This is a genomic window from Mycobacterium sp. 852014-52144_SCH5372336, from assembly GCF_001665615.1.
Lineage (GTDB): Bacteria > Actinomycetota > Actinomycetes > Mycobacteriales > Mycobacteriaceae > Mycobacterium > Mycobacterium neumannii_A.
Map to the genome: position 1 here is coordinate 89,540 of NZ_LZSW01000065.1, position 24,352 is coordinate 113,891.

At 67.9% G+C, this 24,352-nt stretch carries 19 protein-coding genes and 1 riboswitch; of the genes, 4 read left to right on the forward strand and 15 right to left on the reverse strand.

The features are described from left to right. The first annotated feature begins 12 nt into the window (after positions 1–12). Positions 13–2,253 (forward strand): malate synthase G, encoded by a 2,241-nt coding sequence (locus A5759_RS23935; RefSeq protein ID WP_068201911.1) that lies wholly within the window; start codon positions 13–15, stop codon positions 2,251–2,253. Between the two features lie 37 nt (positions 2,254–2,290). Further along, complete coding sequence (locus A5759_RS23940; protein ID WP_068201756.1) at positions 2,291–4,339, forward strand: substrate-binding domain-containing protein; 2,049 nt, start codon at positions 2,291–2,293, stop codon at positions 4,337–4,339. Between the two features lie 116 nt (positions 4,340–4,455). Here the strand turns inward: A5759_RS23940 and gcvP are convergent, their stop codons facing one another. The 13 genes from gcvP to A5759_RS24005 all read right to left on the reverse strand — a co-directional run bounded on the left by gcvP (position 4,456) and on the right by A5759_RS24005 (position 18,726). Then, positions 4,456–7,302 (reverse strand): aminomethyl-transferring glycine dehydrogenase, encoded by a 2,847-nt coding sequence (gcvP, locus tag A5759_RS23945; protein ID WP_068201758.1) that lies wholly within the window; start codon positions 7,300–7,302, stop codon positions 4,456–4,458. 181 nt (positions 7,303–7,483) lie between these two features. Then, positions 7,484–7,582: riboswitch (glycine riboswitch) on the reverse strand. 65 nt (positions 7,583–7,647) lie between these two features. After that, on the reverse strand, positions 7,648–8,283 hold the full coding sequence (locus A5759_RS23950; RefSeq protein WP_064418507.1) for a MerR family transcriptional regulator: 636 nt from the start codon (positions 8,281–8,283) through the stop codon (positions 7,648–7,650). Positions 8,284–8,507: 224 nt separating this feature from the next. Next, entirely contained in the window at positions 8,508–9,002 is a 495-nt protein-coding gene (locus tag A5759_RS23955; protein ID WP_059098552.1) for a bifunctional nuclease family protein, read from the reverse strand. A 60-nt stretch (positions 9,003–9,062) separates the two neighbouring features. After that, on the reverse strand, positions 9,063–9,812 hold the full coding sequence (locus tag A5759_RS23960; RefSeq protein WP_068201760.1) for a MerR family transcriptional regulator: 750 nt from the start codon (positions 9,810–9,812) through the stop codon (positions 9,063–9,065). Positions 9,813–9,843: 31 nt separating this feature from the next. Next, the gene (garA, locus tag A5759_RS23965; RefSeq protein WP_068201761.1) at positions 9,844–10,323 is read right to left on the reverse strand and encodes a glycogen accumulation regulator GarA; all 480 of its coding nucleotides are present in this window, start codon (positions 10,321–10,323) and stop codon (positions 9,844–9,846) included. Between the two features lie 132 nt (positions 10,324–10,455). Continuing rightward, the gene (gene gcvH / locus A5759_RS23970) at positions 10,456–10,851 is read right to left on the reverse strand and encodes a glycine cleavage system protein GcvH (RefSeq protein ID WP_068201762.1); all 396 of its coding nucleotides are present in this window, start codon (positions 10,849–10,851) and stop codon (positions 10,456–10,458) included. 47 nt (positions 10,852–10,898) lie between these two features. Beyond that, positions 10,899–11,750, reverse strand: a complete 852-nt coding sequence (locus A5759_RS23975; protein WP_068201764.1) for a DUF881 domain-containing protein — start codon at positions 11,748–11,750, stop codon at positions 10,899–10,901. A 15-nt stretch (positions 11,751–11,765) separates the two neighbouring features. After that, positions 11,766–12,098, reverse strand: coding sequence for a small basic family protein (locus A5759_RS23980; RefSeq protein ID WP_064401724.1), 333 nt, complete (start codon positions 12,096–12,098; stop codon positions 11,766–11,768). 21 nt (positions 12,099–12,119) lie between these two features. Beyond that, positions 12,120–13,037 carry a DUF881 domain-containing protein gene (locus A5759_RS23985; protein ID WP_068201766.1) on the reverse strand — a complete coding sequence of 306 codons (918 nt, stop codon included), beginning with the start codon at positions 13,035–13,037 and terminating at the stop codon, positions 12,120–12,122. Beyond that, on the reverse strand, positions 13,034–13,660 hold the full coding sequence (locus tag A5759_RS23990; protein ID WP_066843961.1) for a CDP-alcohol phosphatidyltransferase family protein: 627 nt from the start codon (positions 13,658–13,660) through the stop codon (positions 13,034–13,036). Before A5759_RS23990 ends, A5759_RS23985 begins: the two co-directional genes overlap by 4 nt. 9 nt (positions 13,661–13,669) lie before the next feature. After that, positions 13,670–15,994: an accessory Sec system translocase SecA2 gene (gene secA2, locus A5759_RS23995; protein WP_068201913.1), complete on the reverse strand. Its 2,325-nt coding sequence runs from the start codon at positions 15,992–15,994 to the stop codon at positions 13,670–13,672. 88 nt (positions 15,995–16,082) lie between these two features. Continuing rightward, positions 16,083–16,943: a GNAT family N-acetyltransferase gene (locus A5759_RS24000; protein WP_068201768.1), complete on the reverse strand. Its 861-nt coding sequence runs from the start codon at positions 16,941–16,943 to the stop codon at positions 16,083–16,085. Positions 16,944–17,073: 130 nt separating this feature from the next. Then, complete coding sequence (locus tag A5759_RS24005; protein WP_068201773.1) at positions 17,074–18,726, reverse strand: acetolactate synthase; 1,653 nt, start codon at positions 18,724–18,726, stop codon at positions 17,074–17,076. Positions 18,727–18,745: 19 nt separating this feature from the next. Between A5759_RS24005 and A5759_RS24010 the strand changes: the two genes are divergently transcribed. Both A5759_RS24010 and A5759_RS24015 read left to right on the forward strand, forming a co-directional pair. Next, the gene (locus tag A5759_RS24010; protein ID WP_068201776.1) at positions 18,746–20,362 is read left to right on the forward strand and encodes an FAD-dependent monooxygenase; all 1,617 of its coding nucleotides are present in this window, start codon (positions 18,746–18,748) and stop codon (positions 20,360–20,362) included. A gap of 90 nt (positions 20,363–20,452) precedes the next feature. After that, positions 20,453–22,366 (forward strand): ABC transporter ATP-binding protein/permease, encoded by a 1,914-nt coding sequence (locus tag A5759_RS24015; RefSeq protein ID WP_068201778.1) that lies wholly within the window; start codon positions 20,453–20,455, stop codon positions 22,364–22,366. Here the strand turns inward: A5759_RS24015 and A5759_RS24020 are convergent. Continuing rightward, on the reverse strand, positions 22,363–23,868 hold the full coding sequence (locus A5759_RS24020; RefSeq protein WP_068201780.1) for an FAD-binding protein: 1,506 nt from the start codon (positions 23,866–23,868) through the stop codon (positions 22,363–22,365). The two genes, A5759_RS24015 and A5759_RS24020, sit on opposite strands and share 4 nt — an antisense overlap. Then, positions 23,865–24,335: a VOC family protein gene (locus tag A5759_RS24025; protein ID WP_068201782.1), complete on the reverse strand. Its 471-nt coding sequence runs from the start codon at positions 24,333–24,335 to the stop codon at positions 23,865–23,867. The genes A5759_RS24020 and A5759_RS24025 overlap by 4 nt, the downstream gene beginning before the upstream one ends. Positions 24,336–24,352 lie beyond the last annotated feature (17 nt).

Genomic DNA, 24,352 nt, shown 5'->3' on the forward strand with positions numbered 1-24,352 from the left:
CGAGGAGGAATGATGACCGATCGCGTGACGGTGGGAAACCTGCGCGTGGCCCGGGTGCTGTACGACTTCGTCAACAACGAGGCGTTGCCCGGCACCGACATCGACCCCGACACCTTCTGGTCCGGCGTGGACAAGGTCGTCGCCGATCTGACGCCCAAGAACGAAGAACTGCTGGCCAGACGCGACGATCTGCAGGCCCGCATCGACAAGTGGCACCGGCAGCGGGTCATCGAGCCGCTCGACCATGACGCGTACAAGGCGTTCCTCACCGAGATCGGCTACCTGCTCCCCGAGCCCGACGACTTCACGATCACCACCGCGGGCGTCGACGACGAGATCACCACGACCGCCGGACCTCAGCTGGTGGTGCCCATCCTCAACGCCCGCTTCGCGCTGAACGCCGCGAACGCCCGCTGGGGCTCGCTCTACGACGCGCTCTACGGCACCGACGTGATCTCCGAGGACGACGGCGCCGACAAGGGTTCCAGCTACAACAAGGTTCGCGGCGACAAGGTCATCGCCTACGCCCGCCGATTCCTCGACGGCGCTGCGCCGTTGGCCTCCGGCACCTGGAGCGAGGCCACCGGTCTGCGCATCGACGACGGCCAGCTGCTGGTCGACCTGGGCGACGACAACGCTTCGGCTGCTGACTCCTCGCGCGAGCGCTCGTCGGTCGGGCTCGCGGCACCCGAGCAGTTCGTCGGTTACACCGGAGACCTCGGCTCGCCGCAGTGGTCGGTGCTGTTGCGCAACAACGGATTACACGTCGAGATTCTCGTTGACCCGGAATCGCCCATCGGTTCGACCGATGCCGCGGGCATCAAGGACGTCGTCCTGGAATCCGCCGTCACCACGATCATGGACTTCGAGGATTCGGTCGCCGCCGTCGACGCCGAGGATAAGGTGCTCGGGTACCGGAACTGGCTGGGCCTCAACCGCGGTGACCTCACCGAAGAGGTGAGCAAGGGCGGAAAGACCTTCACCCGCAAGCTCAACGAGGACCGCACCTACACCACCCCGGACGGCGAGGGCGAGCTGACGCTGCCCGGACGCAGCCTGTTGTTCGTGCGCAACGTCGGACACCTGATGACCAACGACGCGATCGTGCGGACGGACGCCAACGGCCAAGAGGTCGAGGTCTTCGAAGGCATCCAGGACGCGCTGTTCACCAGCCTCGTCGCGATCCACGGCCTGAAGTCCGGAGACGGCAACGGCCCGCTGGTCAACAGCCGCACCGGCTCGGTGTACATCGTCAAGCCCAAGATGCACGGCCCCGACGAGGTGGCCTACACCGTCGAGTTGTTCGGCCGCGTCGAGGATGTGCTCGGGTTGCCCGCCAACACCCTCAAGGTCGGCATCATGGACGAGGAGCGCCGCACCACCGTCAACCTGAAGGCCTGCATCAAGGCCGCCGCCGACCGGGTGGTGTTCATCAACACCGGCTTCCTCGACCGCACCGGCGACGAGATCCACACCTCGATGGAAGCCGGCCCGATGATCCGCAAGGGCGCGATGAAGAGCACCCAGTGGATCCAGGCCTACGAGGACCAGAACGTCGACATCGGGCTGGCGACCGGTTTCTCCGGCAAGGCCCAGATCGGCAAGGGCATGTGGGCGATGACCGACCTGATGGCCGACATGGTCGAGCAGAAGATCGGCCAGCCCAAGGCCGGTGCCACCACCGCGTGGGTGCCGTCGCCGACCGCGGCCACCCTGCACGCCATGCACTACCACGAGGTCGACGTGTACGCGGTGCACAAGGACCTCGAAGGCGAGAAGCGCACCAGGGTCGAACAGCTGCTGGCCGTGCCGCTGGCCAAGGAGCTGGCGTGGGCGCCCGAGGAGATCCGCGAAGAGGTCGACAACAACTGCCAGTCGATCCTCGGCTACGTGGTGCGCTGGATCGACGCGGGTGTCGGCTGCTCGAAGGTGCCCGACATCCACAACGTCGCGCTGATGGAAGACCGTGCGACGCTGCGCATTTCGAGTCAGCTGCTGGCGAACTGGCTGCGCCACGGCGTCATCACGCCCGACGATGTGGTGGCCAGCCTCAAGCGGATGGCCGCAATCGTCGACAAGCAGAATGAGCAGGATCCCGAATTCAAGCCGATGGCAACGGATCCGGACCACAACATCGCATTTCAGGCCGCGCAGGAGTTGATCCTCTCGGGCGCCGAACAACCCAACGGCTACACCGAGCCGATCCTGCATCGCCGCCGCCGCGAGTACAAGGCCGAACACGGCGGTGCGTGATCCGGTGACCGGTCGGCGTCGCAAGTAGAGGGCGGAAGTGGGCAGGCACAGTAAACCGGATCCCGAAGATTCGGCAGGCGGGGATTTCGGCGATCGTCACGACGAGTCGGAGACCGAACGCTTCGGCTATCTCGGCGATCGTCCGGAACCGGGACCCGGAAGCTATGACGCAGGTTACGGCTCCGAGTACGGCGACGTCGACCGTCCCGATTATGCGGATGGTCCGGAGGACCCTGGTTACTCGGATTTCGAACGCGACTATTCGGAGCCCGAGACCGGCGCATCGACTCCCCCGCCGGGAGTCCAGCCGCGCTCGGGCCCGGCGCACAGCGGTGAGTGGGAGGGCGGTGAGTGGACCGGTAGCCATCGCGCGGTCACCCCGGGCAGGCGTGGTGTCAGCGTCGGCGTCATCGCCGCCCTGGTCGCGGTCGTTGTGCTCGTCGGCGCGGTCATCCTGTGGCGATTCTTCGGTGACGCCTTGTCCGACCGCACCGATCAGGCCGCCGCGCGGTGCGTCGACGGTGAGCTGTCCGTCGCGGTGGTGGTCGACCCGAACATCGCCGAGCCGATCCAGTCGCTGGCGAACCGGTACAACGAGACCGCCGCCCCGGTGGCCGACAAATGCGTGAAGGTCGGCGTCAAACCGGCCGAATCCGACCAGGTGGTCAACGGTTTCACCGAGGCGTGGCCTCAAGAGTTGGGCGATCGTCCCGCGCTGTGGGTGCCGGGCAGCTCGGTGTCGGCGGCGCGGCTCGAGGCCTCGTCGGGCGCGCAGGCGATCATCGACAGCCGGTCACTGGCCACGTCGCCGGTGGTGCTGGCCGTTCGGCCGGAGTTGAAGAACGCTCTGGCGCAACAGAACTGGTCGACCATTCCGGCATTACAGAGCAATCCGTCGTCATTGGACGGACTGAATCTGGCCGGCTGGGGCGCGCTGCGGCTGGCGCTGCCACTGAGCGGCGACAGCGATGCGTCGTATCTCGCCGCGGAGGCGATCGCGGCCGCGTCGGTGCCCGCCGGTGCGCCGGCCAGTGAGGGCATACGCGCGGTGAACACCGTCGTGGCGGGTCAACCGCAGCTGCCGGACAAGAAGACCTCGACGGCGTTCGACGCGCTGGTCAAGGCATCCGATCCGGCGGCGGCTCCCGTGCACGCCGTCGCCATCACCGAACAGCAGCTGTATCAGCGCAGCGCCGGTCTGCCCAATGCCGCCGGCGTGGTCTCGGGATGGCTGCCGCCCGGTCCCGCGGCGGTGGCCGATTACCCGGCCGTGTTGGTGTCGGGCGATTGGCTGTCGCAGGAACAGAAGAGCGCGGCCAGCGAATTCGCCCGGTTCATGCGCAAACCCGAACAGCTCGCGGAGTTGGCCAAGGCCGGTTTCCGCACCGAAGGCGGAACGCTGCCCGACAGCGACGTCGTGGACTTCGGGCCGGTGCCTGCTCCAATGTCGGTGGGCGACGACCAGACACGCGCGCAACTGGCCAACGCGCTGACCGCCCCGGCGGCCAACCCGGCGGTGACGATCATGCTCGACCAGTCGATGCCCACCGACGAAGGCGGACGGTCTCGGCTGCAGAACGTCGTTGCCGCGCTGAACGCCCGGTTGCAGGCGTTGCCGGCCTCGTCGGCGGTGGGCCTGTGGACGTTCGACGGAACCGCGGGCCGTTCGGAGGTGAGCACCGGACCGCTGAGCGACCAAGTCGACGGCCAGCCCCGCTCGGCGGCGTTGACGTCAGCACTGGACCAACAGTCCGCCTCCGGAGGGGGTGCGGTCTCGTTCACCACGCTGCGGCTGGTCTACACCGAAGCGATGGCGAACTTCCGCGAAGGACAGGAGAATTCGGTCCTGGTGATCACCACCGGGCCGCACACCGACCAGACCCTCAACGGAGAAGGGTTGCAGCAGTACATCCGCGGCGCATTCGACGATGCCAAGCCGGTGGCCGTCAACGTCATCGACTTCGGGTCGGACTCCGATCGCGCAACCTGGGAGGCGGTTGCCGAGATCAGCGGCGGCAGCTACCAGAACCTCGCCAGCTCCGACTCCCCCGAACTGACGGCGGCGATCGCGAACTTCCTCGGTTAGCGCCCGGCGACGACCCGGCTCACACGCCGCGCCCCTAGTTGCCGAACGTGGGTTACCGGCACACTTTTCTCGCGTTTGGCGTGCGGGTAACCCACGTTCGGCGGGCAGTTGGGTGGTTACGCGAAGGCCTCGACGGGCGGGCACGAGCAGACCAGGTTGCGGTCGCCGTACGCACCGTCGATGCGACGCACCGGCGGCCACACTTTCGGGCGGTAGTTCTTGCCCAGCGGATAGGCCGCCTGCTCGCGGGTGTAAGCGTGCTTCCAATCGTCGATCAGCAGGGACTCCGCGGTGTGCGGTGCGTTGCGCAGCGGGTTGTCCTCGGCGGGCCAGGTGCCGTCGCCGACCTTGTCGATCTCAGCGCGGATCGCGATCATCGCCTCGCAGAACGCGTCGACCTCGGCGAGGCTTTCGCTCTCGGTGGGCTCGACCATCAGCGTGCCCGCCACCGGGAAACTCATGGTGGGTGCGTGGAAACCGTAGTCCGCCAGTCGTTTTGCCACATCGTCGACGGTCACGCCGGTCTGCTTGGTGATGGTGCGCAGGTCGAGGATGCACTCGTGGGCGACCATGCCGTTCTCGCCGGTGTAGAGCACCGGGTAGTACTCGTCGAGGCGACGCGCGATGTAGTTGGCCGACGCGATGGCGGTCAGCGAGGCGGCGCGCAACCCGCCTGGGCCCATCATCCGGATGTAGGCCCAACTGATCGGCAGGATCGACGCCGACCCGTACGGCGCCGCCGACACCGTGTAGGTGTCCGGTAGCTCCTCGGCGAGCGGATGGCCGGGCAGGTACGGCGCCAGGTGCGCGCGCACCGCGACCGGGCCGACGCCGGGGCCGCCGCCCCCGTGCGGGATGCAGAACGTCTTGTGCAGGTTGAGGTGGCTGACGTCGCCGCCGAAGCGGCCGGGCCGGGCCAGGCCGACGAGCGCGTTGAGGTTGGCGCCGTCGACGTATACCTGACCGCCCGCGTCGTGGACCGCCGCGCAGATGTCGGCGATGTCGTGCTCGTACACCCCGTGCGTCGACGGGTACGTGATCATCAAGGCCGACAGTCGATCCGCGTGCTCGCTCACCTTCGCGCGCAGGTCGTCGAGGTCGACGTCGCCGTTGGGTCGGCACGCCACCACCACGACACGCATGCCCGTCAGCGCCGCCGAGGCCGCATTGGTGCCGTGCGCGCTGGACGGAATGAGGCAGACGTTCCGGTCGGGCTCACCGCGCTGGGCGTGATACGCCTGGATCGCCAGCAGGCCGGCGTACTCGCCCTGCGAGCCCGCGTTGGGCTGCAGCGACACCGCGTCGTATCCGGTGATGTCGATCAGCCACTGCTCCAGGTCGGCGATCAGCTTCCGCAGCCCCGGGGTGTCGGATGCGGGTGCGAACGGATGCTGGCGCGCGAACTCCGGCCAGGTGATCGGCTCCATCTCGGCGGCCGCGTTGAGCTTCATCGTGCACGATCCGAGCGGAATCATGCTGCGGTCCAAGGCGATGTCCTTGTCGGCCAGCGACCGCAGGTAGCGCATCATCTCGGTTTCGGTGCGGTACCGCGTGAACGCCGGATGGGTGAGGAACTCCGAGGTGCGCGTCGCGATGCCGGGGCCGTCGAACTCCGAATCGACCGGCGTCGCCGAGAAGGCCGACAGCACCGCCTCGACATGCGCAGCGGTGGTCGCCTCGTCACTGGACACCGAGACGTGGTCGTCGTCGACCAGCCAGACGTTGATGCCGCGTGTCTTGGCGGCCTCGCGCACCGCCGCTGCCCGGCCGGGCACCCTGGCCAGAACGGTGTCGAAGAACTCGCGGTGCACGACCTCGACCCCGGCTGCCGTCAACCCGGCCGCCACCGCACGCGCCCGCTGGTGCACCCGGCGGGCGATCCCGGTCAGGCCGTCGGCGCCGTGGTAGCTGACGTACATCGCGGCCATCACCGCCAGCAGCACCTGCGCGGTGCAGATGTTGCTGGTGGCCTTGTCGCGGCGGATGTGCTGTTCGCGGGTCTGCAACGCCAGCCGGTACGCCGGCGCGCCGTCGGCATCGAGCGACACCCCGACAAGCCGGCCCGGCAGCTGGCGCGCGTGCTTGGCGTGCACGGCCAGATATCCGGCGTGGGGTCCACCGAAACCCATTGGCACACCGAATCTCTGGGTGCTTCCGAACGCGACATCGGCGCCGATCTCACCGGGCGGGGTGAGTAGCGTCAACGCCAGCAGGTCCGCACCGATCGCGACCAAAGCACCGCGGTCATGGGCTTGGGCGACGAGCTCGCTCCAGTTCACGACGGCGCCACTGGCTCCCGGCAGTTGAGCGATGACGCCGAAGAAGTCGCCGTCGGGCAGTCCCCGGGTCAGATCGGCGGTGACGATCTCGATGCCGAGCGGTTCGGCGCGGGTGGCCAGCACCGCGGCGCTCTGGCGGAACAGGTCGGCGTCGACGGCCAGCCGGTTCGACGGCCCGCGCACTGCGCGGTGCATCAGCGTCATCGCCTCGGCGGCCGCCGTGCCCTCGTCGAGCATGGACGCGTTGGCGACCTCGAGCCCGGTCAGATCGGTCACCATGGTCTGGAAGTTGAGCAGCGCCTCGAGGCGGCCCTGGCTGATCTCCGGCTGATACGGGGTGTAGGCGGTGTACCAGGCGGGGTTTTCAAGGATGTTGCGGCGCAACACCGGCGGGGTCAGCGTGTCGTAGTAGCCCTGGCCGATCATCGACACGGCCACGGTGTTCACGTCGGCGAGCGCGCGCAGTTCGGCCAGCGCCTCGTCCTCGGAGGCGGCCGCGGGCAGCCGGTCGAGCCCCGGGGCCAAACCGTCGGCCGACAGCGCGTCGAGGATGCCCGACGGCAGCGCCTTCTCGGCGAGTTCGTCGAGCGAGGAGACTCCGATCGTCTCGAGCATGGTGGCGACGGCGTCGGCATCCGGTCCGATGTGGCGGTCGGCGAAATTGGGCTGATGGTGATCGAACACTCGGGCTACTCCAGACGCGTGCAGGCAGAGGACCGCTGGGTTCCTCCCCCTCTGTCGTCGACCCGCTGCGGGCGCCTGAGAGATTCGGCGCTCACGACGGTGCGAGATGCGCCTTTCCCCATGGGCGGGCGAGGGCGGCCGGGCGGACCCGACCGGAGCTCACCGCTTTCCAGAGGCATCGGGGTCTCGTGCGGTCCTGGGTGCCTGAGAGGTTGACGGAGAGGTGTTGCTCCTTCGGCGTCCGTGACTGGCCGCCACGAAACTCTCCCGCACAAGCGCGATGCGTTGACGAGTTTACCGTCAGAGGCGCTGACCTCGACAGCGTGCGGGTGCGTGGCCGGAATCTCAGCCGATCTTGCGGTCGCGGTGCTTACGCCGCGAGGCCAACTCGTCCTCGGGCGCCGCGATCGACTCGCCGCCGTCGGCGCGCTCACCGGGGAAATCGGCGATAGCGCCGGTCAACTCCCGCATCGCACCCGAAACCGCGATGCCGAACACGCCTTGGCCGCCCTGCAGCAGGTCGACGACCTCTTCGGCCGACGTGCACTCGTAGACCGTGGTGCCGTCGGAGAACAGCGTGATGTTGGCCAGATCGCGAACCCCGCGCTGGCGTAGGTGGTCGACGGCGACGCGGATGTTGTGCAGCGAGATACCGGTATCGAGCAGGCGTTTGACGATCTTGAGGACCAGGATGTCCTTGAACGAGTACAGCCGCTGGCTGCCCGAGCCTGCCGCGCTGCGGATGGACGGTACGACCAGCGACGTCCGAGCCCAGTAGTCGAGCTGGCGGTAGGTGATGCCGGCGATCTGGCAGGCGCTGGGGCCGCGGTAGCCGACGAGCTCGTCGGGAACGGAGTTGTCGGGGAACAGCCCGGCTTGGACGGGTTCTCCAGCCGGCTCCGGGGTGGTGGTCAGTTCCGAATCCGCGGGGCCGCTGGCAGCGGTGAGGTCCAGCTGCTCCTGACGTGGCGTGTCTCCCACTTCCAGATTCCTCTCGCCGATCGAACCCGCCTCTGTGACCTGCGTGGGGCACACATCTGCCAAGCCCGAGTGTGTCGAGCATACGCTTCTCGCCGTCCGCGGACTGCCCATCAGTGGTCCGGCCCCCAAAGTATGGCTGCCCGATTCGCCGATGGGGAAACCCTGCGCCGCGTGTCGAAGCGACGAGACGTTTCCGTGACAAACCCGCAGGACGTCGGCCGCCTCTAGGTGGCCTTGAAGTCGTCCGGTGAGACGCTGTCGAGAAACTCCTTGAACTTCTCGACCTCGTCCTCGCGCACCGCGCCCGCCGCTTCGTCGTCGTTCTCGTCGGGAATGATCAGCCCGGCCTCCGCCAGCACCGCTTCCTCGACGTAGATCGGCACCCCGACCCGCAGCGCGATCGCCACGGAATCCGACGGACGCGCCGAGACCTTGATGTCGCGGTCGAAGATCAGGTCGGCGTAGAAGGTGCCCTCCTGCAGGTCGACGATGCGCACCTCTTTGAGCGAATGACCAAGCGCGGCAATGACATCTCGAATCAGATCGTGTGTCAGCGGCCGGGCCGGCTCGACGCCCTGCTGTTCGAGCGCGATCGCGGCGGCCTCCGACTGGCCGATCCAGATGGGCAGATACCGGTCGCCGTTGGACTCCCTCAGCAGCAGGACCGGCTGGTTCTGCGGCTGCTCCACGCGAATGCCGACCACACGAACCTCACCCATCTGTGTCTGCCCTCCGCACCGAAGAAGCGAGCTTCATAGCCATCGCTTCGAGTCTAATCCTCAGCGATCCAGTACGTCGCGCACAGCCGACTTGATCAACGATGTGTGCAATGTGATCGCCAAGGCCGCCACTTCACGTGCCAGGTCGTCGGCCCGGTCGCGGGCGCCTGCCTTGTTGGCCTTGACGATCGGCCCCGCGATCTGGGCGATCAGATCGGACTGCCGATCGGCCGCCGACCGGAACGCCCGCAGGTGCCGGGGCTCGACGCCGTAGTCCTCCAGAGCGCGGGCGCACTGGGCGATCACCACGGAATGCTCGTCGAAGAATCCGCCTCGTCCGGGCGTGATGATGCCGGCCTTGACGAGCGCGCCCAGCAGTTCTTCTCCGACGCCCGAGCGGGCCAGCAGATCCTCCCGCGACAGGCGCACCTGCGTCGGGGCCACCGCCGCCGCACCCCCGGGAGCGTCGGCGCCGTCTGTGCCGTCTGAGGACACCGGAACCAAACGCGGTACGCCGTATGCCGATCCGTTCTGGGGCAGCTCGCCGTCGGGCTGTGCGTCGAGCTGTGCCTTGATCACCTTCAGCGGCAGGTACTGGTCGCGCTGGGCGGTGAGGATGAACCGCAGACGTGCGCAGTCGTACGCGGTGAACCGCCGATAACCCGACGCGGTGCGCTCGGGGGTGACCAGGCCTTCGGCCTCCAGGAACCGGATCTTGGAAATGGTCACGTCCGGGAAGTCCGGTCGCAGCAGATCGAGGACCGCTCCGATCGACATCCCAGTGAGCGCGGGAGTGTCGGGTGCGCCCATCGTTACTCTTCGCGCATGCGTTGGTCGACCACTACCCGCCCTGACCGCTGTCGTCGTTCTTCGGGCCGGTGAGGAACACCAGGCGGAACTTCCCGATCTGCACCTCGTCGCCGTTGGCCAGCACCGCCGAGTCCACCGGTTCGCGGTTGACGTAGGTGCCGTTGAGGCTGCCGACGTCGACCACCTGGAACTCGCCGCTTTCGAGGCGGAACTCGGCATGCCTGCGGCTCACCGTGACGTCGTCGAGGAAGATGTCGCTGTCGGGATGCCGACCGGCCGACGTGGTGGGCTGGTCGAGCAGGAACCGCGATCCCGCGTTCGGCCCGCGCTTGACGACCAGCAGCGCCGATCCGGCGGGCAGACCTTCGACGCCCGAAACGGCGCCCTCGGTGCCAGCCGTGGCCGGGGCGTCCAGTTCGTTGAGGAAGTCGGCGCGGAAGACGGACGTCGTTTCCACGGTGACTTCGTCAGACGTCTGGTCGGTCCCAGAGTTCTGGTCGTTTTCCGTCACCCGCTGCTCCTAACTGGCTGCTGTGGCGATACCGCGTCTGATGTCGACCGTACCGCGCGGCGAGCGCGATTGTGCCCACCACCGCCGGATCCGCCCTAGTTGGCGTCCGGTCTGCAAAACCCTAACAACCCGTCACTCGCTCACTGTGCTGCGGTAGCCGTCGGCGTCCAGCAGTGTGCCCAGCCCCTGCTCCAGGGCGGCGGGATCGGCCTGCAGCTCGACCAGCCAACCCTCCCCATAGGGATCGGAGTTAACGAGCTGCGGACTCCCCTCGAGATCACCGTTGACCGCAACGACTTTCGCGGTGACGGGGGCGTAGAGGTCCGACACCGACTTGGTGGACTCCACCTCGCCGAACGACTCGCCGGCAGTCACCTCGGCACCGACGTCGGGCAGCTGGACGAACACCACGTCACCGAGCGCCGACCGGGCGTAATCGGTGATACCGACGCGCACGGTGTCGTCGCCGGTGCGCAACACCCACTCGTGTTCTTCGGTGTAGTGCAGGTCGGCTGGGATTTCGCTCACGGCGCTCCTCGTTGTTCAGCGGTTCGGCCCGGGTTGGCAACTGACCCTTATTTGACTGGCTGAGCGTATTGGCGCTGTTTCGGTTGCCGCAAGGCGGTCACGTCGACGCGGTCGGACTGCTGCACAGCCATGCTGCCGCCGACCCGTTCGACACTGTCCATGGCGCCGCCGGGAATGGTCATGGCCGCGGCCAGGGTGGGCGGATCGCCAATGGCCAGAACCGAATACGGGGGGCTCATGGTGACGTCGTCGATCACCAGGGCGCCCGGGTTGCCGACGACCCAGGTGTCGACGCCGACGCGCACCGCGGTCTGCGCGTCGGCTCCCCCACCGCGGATCTCCATTGCCTCGGCGCCGGCGTTGCGCAGTTCGTTGATCACGTCGAGCAGCGTTTCGGCGGGCACCCCGGGCGCGGTGTCGGTGATGGTCAACGTCACACCGGGGCCGGTCGCGGGCACGGTGCCGATCAGGATGGACAGCGCGGCGAGCCGGGCCTGGGCGTTCTCGATGGCGGCCTGGTCGCTGCTGCCGGACGCCTGCAATTGCGCCAGCGTGCGCTGCAGATCGTTCACCTCGGTGTTCAGCGCAGCCTCCCGCTGTTGCAGCGAGTCCAGCAGCACCAACAGGTCAGCGGGCCGGGCGGTCTCGAGCGAGTCACCGGACTCGTTCTGTCGAACCTGGGTCACGATCGCCACACCGAGCAGTACGCACAGCACCACGGCCAGCGCCCCGAACACCACCTGGGAGCGGCCCCTCCGCATCTCCCCGGCGATTCCGCCCGCGCGTAGATCGCCGATGGCCTGAGACGGCTCGTCGGGTGGCAGTTCGTGGCGGCCGCCGCCGGCGCGACGGTCGTCGTTGTCATCGGGTAGGGAATGCTGCGGTGTGTGCTCATTCATGGGCATGCCTCGTCATCACGCGCCGAACAACCTGCGGCGCAAAGCGGCTGCGTTGCCGAAGATCCGGATTCCGAGCACGACGATGATCGCCGTCGACAACTGCGTGCCGACCCCCAACTGGTCGCCGAGGTAGACGATCAGCGCGGCGACCAACACGTTGAACACGAACGACACCACGAACACCTTCGAGTCGAAGATGCGCTCCAGGTACGCGCGCAGGCCGCCGAAGACTGCGTCGAGCGCAGCGACGACCGCGATCGGCAGGTAGGGCTGGACGAACTCGGGCACGTCGGGGTGAAACACCAGGCCGAGCACCACGCCCACGATCAGTGCGGCGATTCCGATCATGTGTCTGACTTCATGTTCGTGTCATTGCCCAATCTGCTTGGCGAAGTTCAATTCTCGGACCGAGCCTGCGGGCAGCTGCAACCCGTCGCCGGTGCTCACGCTCGCCCCGACACCGTAGGAGGCCTCCAGCAGCCGCAGCCGCTGCAGGCCCGGGCTGCGATCGAACACCTCCTGCATCGCGTGCGGCGGTCCGATCGCGAGGACGACATAAGGGCTGCTGATCGGTTGATTGTCGACCAGGATGCCGCCGCCCGCCTGTCGGATAGTGACATTGGGGCCGATCCGCACACCGCCGACCGACAGCGCTTCGGCGCCGCTGACCCACAACGAGTTGACGACCAGTTGCAGGTCGCGGTCGAGAATCACCTGCCTGCTGCCCGGGACCCGTTCCTTGGACACGTCGCTCAGGTTGGCCGACGACGCGCCCGGGTCGGTGACGGTGATCGTCAGCCCGGGCCCGATCACGGGCGTGGCCGCGGCGGCGAAGCTCGCCTCGTCGAGGCGGCTGAGCAACTGCTGGCCGCGTGCGTCGCCCTCCAGGCGCCTGCGGCGTTCGTCGTCGACCTCGGCCGCCAGCGTGTCCCGGCGCTCGGCGGCCGCGGTGGTGTCGGCCTGCGCCGTCCGCACGCTGCCCGCAAGCACATGCTGCGTCTCCTGGACACCGGGTGCGGTCGCGCGCGCCTGGGCCACCGCGGCGGCGAACACCACCACCAGCAGCAAGGCACCCGCCAGCTGCCAGGCCCACTGTTGCCACTTCGGCCGCTCGCGGCCGGCGGCCTTCGCCTCGGCGGACGCGGCGTACCCCGGATCGAGGTGATCGGTCAACAGCGACCGCAGCAGCGACGGCACCGGAATCTTGGTCGGCCGGTTCGCCTCGTGAGCGTTGCGGCCCGACTCCGGGTCATAGCCACCGAGTGTGTTGCGGAAACTCTGCGTCATCGCGACACCTTCGGCAGTTGGCGCACCACCATGCCCACCTGGATCAGGTAAAGCACCCCTGACCACAGGTACATCAGCAGACCCCAGATCAGAAAGCCCCACCCGATGGCCAGCACCACCCGGCTCCACGTGGCGTCCCACTGCCCCAACAGGATCAGCGGCAGACCCGACATCAACGCGAACGTGGCGGCCTTGCCGATGTAGGTGACCGGCAGCGCGGTCAGGCCACGGCTGCGCAGCAGCGGCAGCGTCGCGGCCAGCACGGCGTCACGCCCGATCAAGGTGAGCACGATCCACCACGGCAGCGACCCGTGCAGCCCCATGGCGATCGGGACCGTCAGCATGTAGATGCGGTCCACGGCGGGATCGAGCAGCTCCCCCAGCCGCGATGACTGGTTGTCGACCAGCCGGGCGATCTTGCCGTCGGCCCAGTCGGAGAACCCGCTGAACATCAGCACGGCCACCGCCCAGGCGTTGGCATGCACCACGAGCAGCAGCCACAGGAAGACCGGCACCAGTACCAGTCGCACCGCGCTGAGCACGTTGGGCACGGTGAGCACCCGGTCGCGGGCCTGACCCGCCCCCTCCGGCGGCGAAGGCACCTGGCCATGCGCCTCGGTCATGGGCTAAACCTAGCGGAACACGCCCGGCAGGCTCAGCGCCGAAAGCGAGTCGTCGGCCAGTGGGTTGTCGTGCACCATGTACGTCCACGTCGAGGTCGGCCGGGCCAGCTTCGACAGGTCCACGCCCGGCTCGTCCTCGATCGACGGCGCGGTTTCAAATGTCTGCTGGGCCGCCTCTATCGCGTCGGCGGCCAGCGATGCGAACGCGTCGACGGCCATGCGGTGGAACTCGTCGATCGGGGTCTGGTTGCCCAGCGCCCGCAAATGGATGCTCTCGCGGATGTCGGCCAGGTACGCCAGGTGGTCGGCCCAGCCCCGGTCGAGGTGGTAGAGCATGATCAGCCGGCAGATCGTCTCCAGCTTCTCCTCACCCAGCCGTTCGACGACCTCCTCGTAACGTTTCGGCGACAGCTCGGCGAGCTCCTCGCGCGCTGTGGGCGTGCGCAGCAAGGTGTTTCGTCGTTCGACGATGATCGAGCGCTGCTGGGCGATCAGCTGGTTGTAGCGCCAGTTGGTGGCGTGGATGTCCAGCATCCGGCCTTCGGCGACGCGCTGTGCGTGGTCGAGCAGGCTGGCGGCCTTGGGGCTGACGACGCGGCCGTCCTCGTCGGTCTCCATCGGCAGCTTGTTGGGTTCCAGATGCGCGACGACGACGTCGTCTTCCCAGCTCGAGAAGAACACCGACGAGCCGGGATCGCCCTGGCGCCCGGCGCGGCCTCGCAACTGGTTGTCCAATCGCTCGGTGTGGTGGCGGCCGGTGCCGATGACGTGCAGCCCGCCGAGTTCGGCGACCTCATCGTGGTCGGCCTCGTCTGAGCCCCCGAGCCTGATGTCGGTACCCCGGCCTGCCATCTGCGTGGACACCGTGACGCTGCCCAGCGTGCCGGCCTCGGCGATCACCGCGGCCTCTTCGGCGTCGTTCTTGGCGTTCAGCACGACCGCGGGAACACCGGCCTTGACCAGCTTCTCGTGCAGCTCTTCGGATTCCGCGACGTCGCGCGTGCCGACGAGCACCGGCTGGCGGGTCTGGTGAACCTCCTTGATGTGCTCGACGACCGCGTCGTTCTTGGCGGCCACGGTGACGTACACCCGGTCGGGCTCGTCCTCGCGGATGTTCGGCTTGTTCGGTTCGATCGGTGACACGCCGAGCTTGTAGAACTGGCGCAGCTGTTCGCCGGCCGCCAGCGCGGTGCCGGTCATACCGCACACCGTCGCGTACCGGTTCACCAGCGCCTGGACCGTGATGGTGTCGAGCACCTCGCCGGTTTCGGTGGTCTCGATGCCCTCCTTGGCCTCGACCGCGGCCTGCAGGCCGTCGGGCCAGCGCTGCAGCTGCGCGATGCGGCCGCGCGAGGCGTTGATCAGGTGCACGGCGTCGTCGCGGACGATGTAGTGCACGTCGCGTTGCAGCAGGACGTGGGCGTGCAGCGCCACGTTGATCTCGGTCAGCGTGCCCGAGACGTGCTCCTCGGAGTACAGGTCGATGCCGCCGAGTTTGGCTTCCATCTTCTGGGCGCCGATCTCGGTGAGATGGACGTTGCGGCTGTCGGTGTCGGTGTCGTAGTCGACGCCGGGGGTGAGTTCCCCGACCATGCGGATGATCTCGACCTTGGGGGTCTCGCGGTGGGTGGTGCCGGCCAACACCAGCGGCACCAACGCCTCGTCGACCAACACCGAGTCGGCCTCGTCGATCAGCGCGACGTCGGGGTTCGGCGAGACCAGATCGGCGACGTCGGTGACCAACTGGTCGCGCAGCACGTCGAACCCGATCTCGTTCACCGAGGCGTAGGTGACGTCGCACTGGTAGGCCGCGCGGCGCTCCTCGGCCGTCGAACTCTCGGTGATCCAGCCGACGGTCAGGCCCAGCGCCTCCAGAAGCGGGCCCATCCATTCGGCGTCGCGGCGCGCGAGGTAGTCGTTGATCGTGATGACGTGCACACTGCGCCCGCCCAGGGCGTAACCGGCCGCTGCGATCGCACCCGAGAGCGTCTTGCCTTCACCGGTGGCCATCTCGACCACGTCGCCCGCGAGCATGCGCAGGGCACCCAGAAGCTGAACGTCGAATGGCCGCAGCGAGGTTTTGCGCTCGGCGGCCTCGCGGGCAATCGCCAGAAACTGCGGGATGTCGCTCGACTCGGCGAGGTCGTCGAGGTTGAGCAACTTGGCGGCCTTGGCCAGCTTTTCGTCGTCGAGCGCCGCGGCCTTCTCGTCGAAGTCCGCCGAGTTGCGCACCTGCGCCATCGATTGCGCCTGGCTCCGGTCGGTGCTGGCGCCGAGCAGCTTCCAGAACTTATTGCTGACACGACCTGAAGTGCGGGTCTTCGTCTTTGCCACACCGCTACCGTACGCGCTGCGCTCCTGGCCGCGGGCGCGCGTGCCCGCTTCGCGACGCCGCATTTCGGCAGCAGTCTGCGCACGTCCCCTACTCACGTGCGGGCCCACAGGGTGGGTCGACCGTACGGAAGTCGATGCGCGCGAAATCGCACACCGACTCGAAGCCGATCTTTCGATAGATCGCGTTCGAGGTCGGGTTGGCACGATCGGTGAACAGCACCACCGCCGCGTCGGCGCGCTCCAGCGAGGCCTGGCAGGCCGCGGCGGTGACGGCCGAGCCGTAGCCATGGGCCCGGTGCTCCGCCGGTGTGAAGACCGGGCCGATGCGCGACACCCCCGCCACCGGCGCATGCAGCAGCGCCGTGCTGACCGGTGTGCCGTCGACGTCCCACATCAGGAACCGGCCGCCCCGGACGGCAGCGGCGTCGACGAAGCGAGCCCTCGCGGCGCCGTCGCGGGGGTGGCCGAACGTCTCGCCGAAAAAGCGCTCCATCCAATCGGTCAGGAGGGCGCGATCGGCCTCGTCGGCCCATCGTGGCGCTCCTGCAACGCCGGTCGGCGACCGCAGGATCCCCAGCCGGTAGAGCCGCTCTTCGAGCGTGACGCTGCCCGGATGCCCGCCGTGCGACTGCCAGGCGTCGGCGATTGCGACCGCGACCTGACGAAGCCCGCGCACCCCGGTCAGATCGGGTCGCCTCCTTAGGAGATCGCCGGCGACGACGTCGGCGCAATCTATCGGAATACCGTTGCACACCAACGGGTATGACGGTGTTTGCATCGCGACAGCGACGACGTCCGAGTTCTGCCACACCGACATCAGCAGGGTGTCGTCGGGGATCGCCGCGGCGAGGACCGTCAGCTCGACGGTGTTGGCGACCGGGTCGCGCCGGTACACCGGTTCGGCGATTGTGCGGAACTCGTCGGCGGAATTGTGAATGTGCACCTCCATGAGTTCAGCATGGCCCGAACGCCGAACGGGTCGAGCGATTTTCGTCGCGTTCGCTGCGGTGTGAGGGTGCGCAAAGTGCTGAGATTTGGCGGCGTTTCGTGCGCAAACACGCGCGCTCGCGGAAATAGGGCTATGCCAGGTTGGAGCGACGGGGGTAGGCCACCGTCGGATCGGTCAGCACATTCACCACCGCGGGCAGCGCCGAGGAGAAGGCGCGCTCGAGGGCGGGTCGCAGTTCGGCGGGCGCCGACACCAACTCGCCGTGTCCGCCGAGCGCGGTCACGACCTCGTCATATCGGGTGCCCGGCCGCAGGTCGGCCACCACCGAATAGCCGTAGATCGCCTCCATCGGGTGCTTCTCCAGCGCCCAGACACCGTTGTTGCCGATCACCGAAACGACCTGAATCCCGTGACGCACCAACGTATCCCACTCCATACCCGAGAACCCGAACGCCCCGTCGCCCTGGAGCAGGATCACCTGGCGATCGGGCCGGGCCAGCTTGGCGGCCAGGGCGTAGCCCGGTCCGGAACCCAGGCAGCCGAACGGGCCGCTGTCGAGCCAGGCGCCGGGCACGTAGCTGTCGATGACGCGGCCGGCATAGGAGCCGAAGTCGCCTGCGTCGACCACCACGATCGCGTCGCGGTCGAGCATGGCGCTGATCTCGGCGTACACGCGCATGGGGTGCAGCGGCGTGCGGTCGTCGCGCAGTTCATCGGCCTCGGAGGCACGTATCGCGGTCTCGGTGGCACGCAGGTCGGCGATCCAGGGTTCGTGAGAGTTGGCGCCGGCCGTCGACAGGGCGGACAGCGTGGCGCTGATGTCGCCGTACAGGCCGGCGGCGACCGGTCGTGGGGCCGGTCGATCCGGGGCGCATCGGTCGACGGCGATCAGCGCGGTATCTGCGCCGAACACACCCCCGAAGCCCAGCCGAAAGTCCATCGGCACGCCGATCACCAGCGCAACATCTGCCTGCTTCAACGCCTTTGACCGCGCCCTGGAGAACGCGAGCTGGTGGTCGGCGGCGACCGTGCCGCGGGCCATCCCGTTCATCAGCACCGGAATACGCAGCGCCTCGGCCAGATTCAGCAGCGCCGTCTCGGCGCGCCCCCACCAGACGTTGGTCCCGGCCATGATGACCGGCCGTTGCGCCTCGGCCAGCAGGCCAAGCGCAGCGCTCAACGCGGCGCCGTCGGCCTGCACCACCGCGGTCGGTTCGCTCAGCGCTCCTGGCGCGCGGGTGTCCGCGGCCTCGCTGAACACGTGGTCCATCGGAAAGTCGACGAACGACACACCCGAGGGCCCGCCCGCCGTCCCGGCCGCGGCGCGCAGCGCGTCATCGACCAGTGCCGCAACGGCATCCGGCGCCTGGGCGGTCGCGGCGAAGCGGGCCAACGGCGCGACGAACGGGACGTGGTCGATTTCCTGCAGCCTGCCCTGCCCCCACCGCATGGCCGGTGCGCGACCGCCGAGGATCACCAGCGGTGACTGGTTCTGCTGCGCGGCGGCCATCGCGCTCATGCCGTTCGTGACACCGGGCCCGGCCGTCAACGCCGCGACACCCGGTACCCGGGTCACCTTGGACCAGCCCTCGGCGGCGAACGCGGCGGTCTGCTCGTGGCGGGTATCGACCAGCCGGATGTCCTCCGCCCGGCAACCGTCGTAGATCGAGAACAGGTGCCCGCCGGAAAGCGTGAACACCGTGTCGATTCCGCTCGCCCGCAACCGCCGCGCGACCAGATGCCCCGCGTTCACGGTCGACGGAACCGGCGCATCGCTGCTCATGGTGGCAGCATAACCACGCGTGAGGAACCCCGAGGAAACGCAAGTGTTGATCGCCGGCGCCGGTCCGGTCGGTCTCACCGCCGCCATCGAACTGGCCAGGCGCGGCGTCGACTGCCGTATCGTCGACCCGCTGCCCGAGCCGCCGCGGTACGCCAAAGCCGTTGGTGTGCAACCACGCTCACTCGAGGTGTTCGAGAACATGGGCATCCTGGGACGGATCCTCGACGCGGCAACCCCGATGCGCGGTCAGCTGGTCTACGTCAACGGCGAACAGGTCGCGAAGGCCGACTTCGACGTCCCCGCCGATGTGCCCTTCGGCTTCGTCGCGATTCCTCAGTACGCCACCGAAGCCGTCCTGCGCGACGAACTCGCGGCGCGCGGAGTGCGCGTCGAGCGTGGCTGGCGACTGACCGGCTTCGACCAGGACGCCGACGGCGTGAGCGCGACACTGATCGGGGACGGTGAACGCACTGTGCGGGCCGGCTACCTCGTCGGCGCGGACGGCGCGCACAGCACGGTACGCAAGGCCCTGGGGCTCACCTTCGAGGGCGGCGCGTTCGCCGAGCAGTACATGCTCGGAGACGTCGAGGTGGACTGGTCGCTTCCGCGCGGCTACGCCGTCCGGTCGATGCACCAGACCGACGGCGCCACCGACGATCTGCTGGTGTGCATACCGCTGCCCGACGCTGCGCGGGCGGACTCGAAACATCACCGCCGGTACCGGATGTCGATGCTGGTGCCCGACGAGTTGGCCAGCGCGCCCGCCGACGGTGTCGCGCACGGCTTCGAGGGTGCCCGCGCGCCCGAACTGCACCACATCCAGGCCGTCCTGGACCGGCTCTCCCCCGAACCGACCACCGCGCGCAACCTGCGTTGGTCGTCGGTGTTCCGGATCAGTCACCGCATCGTCGACGCCTACGGGTGCGGCCGGGTGTTCGTCGCCGGCGACGCCGCCCACATCCACCCGCCGACCGGCGCGCAGGGGATGAACACCGGCATCCAGGACGCCCACAACGTGGCCTGGAAACTGGCGTTGGCGGTGTCGGGCGCCGCGACGCCCGATCTGCTCGACAGCTACGACGCCGAACGCCGGCCGGTCGGCGAGGAGGTGGTCGGGCGCACCGTGCGCAGCGCCCGCGACGGCATCGGCGCCGACTCGACCGATCCGCAGTACGTGATCCGCCGCGAGGCGCAGTTGCTCATCGATTACGCGGACAGCCCGATCGTCGCGTCGGGTGCAGGACGACGAGCCGACGACGCGAACGGGCTGACACGCGATACCGTCACCGGCCCGCTGCGGTTGTTCCAGCTCTTCGGCCGCGACCACACCACGCTGTTGTACGCGGGTGCCGGCTGTGGCCCCGCCGACGTCGCGGACTTCGAACGTGCCGCCGCAGCGGCGATCGCCGTCGCGGGCGAGCGCATGACCGTGCACCTGGTCGCCGCGCCCGACGCCGACGTCGCCGACACGGCGCTGCCGCTGATCCGCGACGCAGACGGACAGTTCGCCCGCGCCTACCACTGCGCCGACCGAGCAATGTTCGTGGTGCGGCCCGACGGCTATCTCGGTTACGTGGCGGCGCATGTCGACGCCGAGGACCTGGCTGCCCATCTGCGCTCCACATTCGCCCGATGAGCGCACGTTGTCCGACTCGCGGCCCGTGGTTGGTCCCTCTGAAACGCCTGCGGCGGTCGGAGAAGGTACCTTGCCGGAGTGAATGAGGGAATGTTCACCCCGACGCTGGACTGGGGCAGTGAACTGTGGATATCGCTGGTGTGGATCGCCCGGGCCTGGGCGATCACAGCGGTGTGCACTCTGATCGTCTTGGTGCTCATCGCGAAGTTCACCGAGTGGGGCCGTCAGTTCTGGCGGATCACCGGCGACTACTTCAAGGGTCCGGAGAGCGTCAGGATCTGGCTGTGGCTGGGCACGCTGCTGCTCTCGGTGATCATCGGGGTCCGCCTGACGGTGCTGTTCACCTTCCAGGGCAACGACATGATGACCAGCTTCCAGGTGGTGGCGTCCGGCCTGGGCACCGGCGACGACGCCATCCGGAACTCCGGCAGGGACGGGTTCTGGTTGTCGATGATGATCTTCGCGATCCTGGCCGTCATCCACGTCGCGCGGATCATGCTCGACCTCTTCTTGACCCAGCGGTTCATGTTGGCCTGGCGGGTCTGGCTCACCGACCGGCTCACCAGTGACTGGTTGGACGACAAGGCCTACTACCGCGGCCGATTCATCGACGACACCATCGACAACCCCGACCAGCGCATCCAGTACGACATCGACATCTTCACCGCCGGCGTCGGCGGCCTGCCGAACACACCCAACAACACCTCGACAGCCACGCTGCTGTTCGGCGCGATCAGTGCGATCGTCTCGATGGTCTCCTTCACTGCGATCCTGTGGAACCTGTCGGGGACGCTCACGCTGCCGTTCATCGGAGACGTGCCGCGGGCGATGTTCTGGATTCTGTTGGCGTACGTGCTGCTCGCTTCGGTCTTCGCGTTCTGGATCGGCAGGCCGATCATCTGGCTGTCGTTCTACAACGAGAAGTTCAACGCCGCCTTCCGCTATGCGCTGGTGCGCCTGCGCGACGCGTCCGAGGCGGTCGCCTTCTACCGCGGCGAGATCGCCGAAAGGTCAGGGCTGCGGCGGCTCTTCGCGCCGGTGGTCAGCAACTACAAGCGCTACATCAACCGCATGATGGGCTTCTACGGCTGGAACCTGTCGATGGACCAGATCATCGTCGTGCCGCCCTATCTGCTGCAGTTTCCCCGGTTCTTCACCGGTGAGATCACGCTCGGCGCGATGAGCCAGACCGCGGCGGCGTTCGGCAACATCGAGGCCGGCCTGTCGTTCTTCCGCAACGTCTACGACCAGTTCGCCGGTTATCGGGCCGCGATCATCCGGCTGCACGGCCTGGTGGTCGCCAACGATGAGGGCCGGGCGCTGCCCGAACTGACCACCGCGCCGTGCGCGGACGGCACCGTCGAACTCTCCGCCGTCGAAGTCCGCACTCCCGATGGCCGACAACTGATCAGACCGCTCGACATGCGGCTGGAGGTCGGTGACTCGTTGGTGGTCACCGGCAAGTCGGGCAGCGGCAAGACCACCCTGCTGCGCAGCCTTGCGCAGCTGTGGCCGTTCACCTCGGGCCGACTGACTCGCCCGTGTGGGCCCAACGAGACGATGTTCCTCTCGCAGATGCCGTATGTGCCGCTGGGCGATCTACGCACCGTGGTCAGCTACCCCAACGAAGTCGGCGAGATCGATGACAGGACGTTGAAACACACGCTGCACAAGGTGGCGCTGCCGCATCTGGCGGACCGCCTCGACGAGGTCGACGACTGGGCCAAGGTGCTCTCCCCCGGCGAACAGCAACGGATCGCGTTCGCCAGGATCCTGTTGACCAAACCGAAGGCCGTGTTCCTCGACGAGTCCACGTCGGCCCTGGACGAGGGCCTGGAGTTCATGCTCTACCAGTTGGTTCGCACCGAACTGCCCGACACCATCCTGGTCAGCGTGAGCCACCGCAGCACGGTCGAACAGCACCACACCCACGAACTGGAGCTGCTGGGCGACGGCGACTGGCGACTGGGTCGCGTCGAGGGTGACGAACCGGCGAAGGTCTAACGCGCCACGGCGTGTGCGCCCGCGCGCCTGGCTGCGTGCTCACCCGCCCGCCGCCCGAAAAACGACCCTTCGCCGAGTTGGGTTCCGCTGGCGTAGCCCTTGCCGTCCTGGGCGATGTTGGACGCGCACGCTCCCGCCGCATAGAGGCCTGAGACGGCGGAGCCGTCCTCGCGCAGGACCTCTCCGTCGATCGACACCGCCAGCCCGCCCATGGTGAAACCGGAGTACATCGCGCGCCCGAGCGACAGGTCGAACGCCGCGAACGGGCCGGTGTCCTGGGCTGCGACGTAGTCGGGTTGTTTGTGGAAGTCGGGATCCTCACCGCGAGCGGCGAATTCGTTGTACCGATTCAGGGTCGCGACCAGGTTGCCCTGCGGAATACCCAGCGCCGCTTCCATTTCCTCCACGGTCTCCCAACCGTCGATGAACTTGATCAGCGGCATCTCGGGCATCTCCATGTGGGCCTCGTCGACGACGAGATAGGCCGTCTGCTCAGGCTGTTCGAGCACGAAAGCCGAAGTGCGCGAATGGTATGAGTCCTCGGCGACGAAGCGGTGGCCGTACTTGTTGACTATCACACCGGTGAGCAGGATCTCCGGCGGATACGCCGCCGCGGTGATGAACAGCTGATCCATGTTCTTGGCGACGCCGCCCACCGAGATGCCCATCCGGATGCCCAGGCCGTCATCGTTCGGATTGCCCAGGATGTAGGGCTCCACCTCGCCATGGTGCTTGGTCTTGCGCTTCTGGCCGAGCGCCGGCGTGAGCTCGGCGACCATTTCGGGGTTCATCGCGAACCCGCCCGCGGCGATGATCACCGCCTTCGCCTTGATGGCGCCCGTCTCGCCGAAGTGCTTCCAACGCACGCCGGCCACCGACCCGTCGTCGACGACGAGGTTGGTTACTCCCGTCTCGTAGCGGATCTGCACACCGAGCTCGGTGGCGCGCTTGACCAACAGGTCGATGACCATCGCGGCTCCCCCGAGCTCACCGGGTACCGGCACCGAATGGCCGCGCGGTGCCGGTTTGGCCTGCTCGCAGAACGGCCACACCTTCTCGTTGCCCGTGTACGAGAGGCCTTCAGTGCCCGGCGGCACCACCACCTTGCCCGGGTAGTAGCTGCGCTCGAACTGAAAACCCAAGTCCTCCAACCAGTTGAAGTGTTCGACGCTGCCGTCGCAGTAGGCGCGGATCTTTTCGAGCTCCGGATCACACGACACCGCGACGAGGTAGGAGTACATCTCGTCGGCGCTGTCCTCATGACCGGTGGCCTGCTGCACCGCGGTCCCGCCACCCAGATAGAAGTGTCCGCCGGCCATCGAGCTGGTCCCGCCGGCGTCGGCGGCCTTCTCCAGCACCAGCACCCGGGCGCCCGCGGCGGCGGCGCTGACCGCTGCACACCCGCCTGCGATGCCGAATCCGACCACCACGACATCGAATTCGTCGGACCACGACGCGACATCAGCGGCGTCGACGGTGTCGGGAATCTCAATGGTGCTCACTGCTGCTCCTGTTTGATGTAGTCGAAGAATGCCCTGATCTCGTCGGGGATGTGGGCGATCTCCAGGTACGGAACACCGGCGGCGGCGATGTAGGCGAACTCCATGCCGCCGGGCATCACGCCGCGCTGCACCGCCTCGGCTTTCCGTTCGGCCAGTGCCGCTTCCACGTCGTCGACCTCGATGCAGATGTGGTGCATGCCGGGGCCCGCGGTGTCGAGAAAGTCGGCGTAGATGTTGCGCCCGGAGACCGGTGCGATCAGTTCGAGCTGCATGTCGCCTGCGTAGCTCAGCGAGATGTCGGCCACGAAGTCGGCGGGTTCACCGCGGTACGTGCACGCCTCCGGGGCGAAGTGGACGCCGGGCATGCGCACCCACTTCTTGGCGCCCAACATCGAGGTGAGCGCGCTCTCGGTGGCCTCGAGGTCCCGCGTCACCCACGCGATCTGGACAGGTGTCTGGGCAAGCATCGCGTCGAGAATATCCG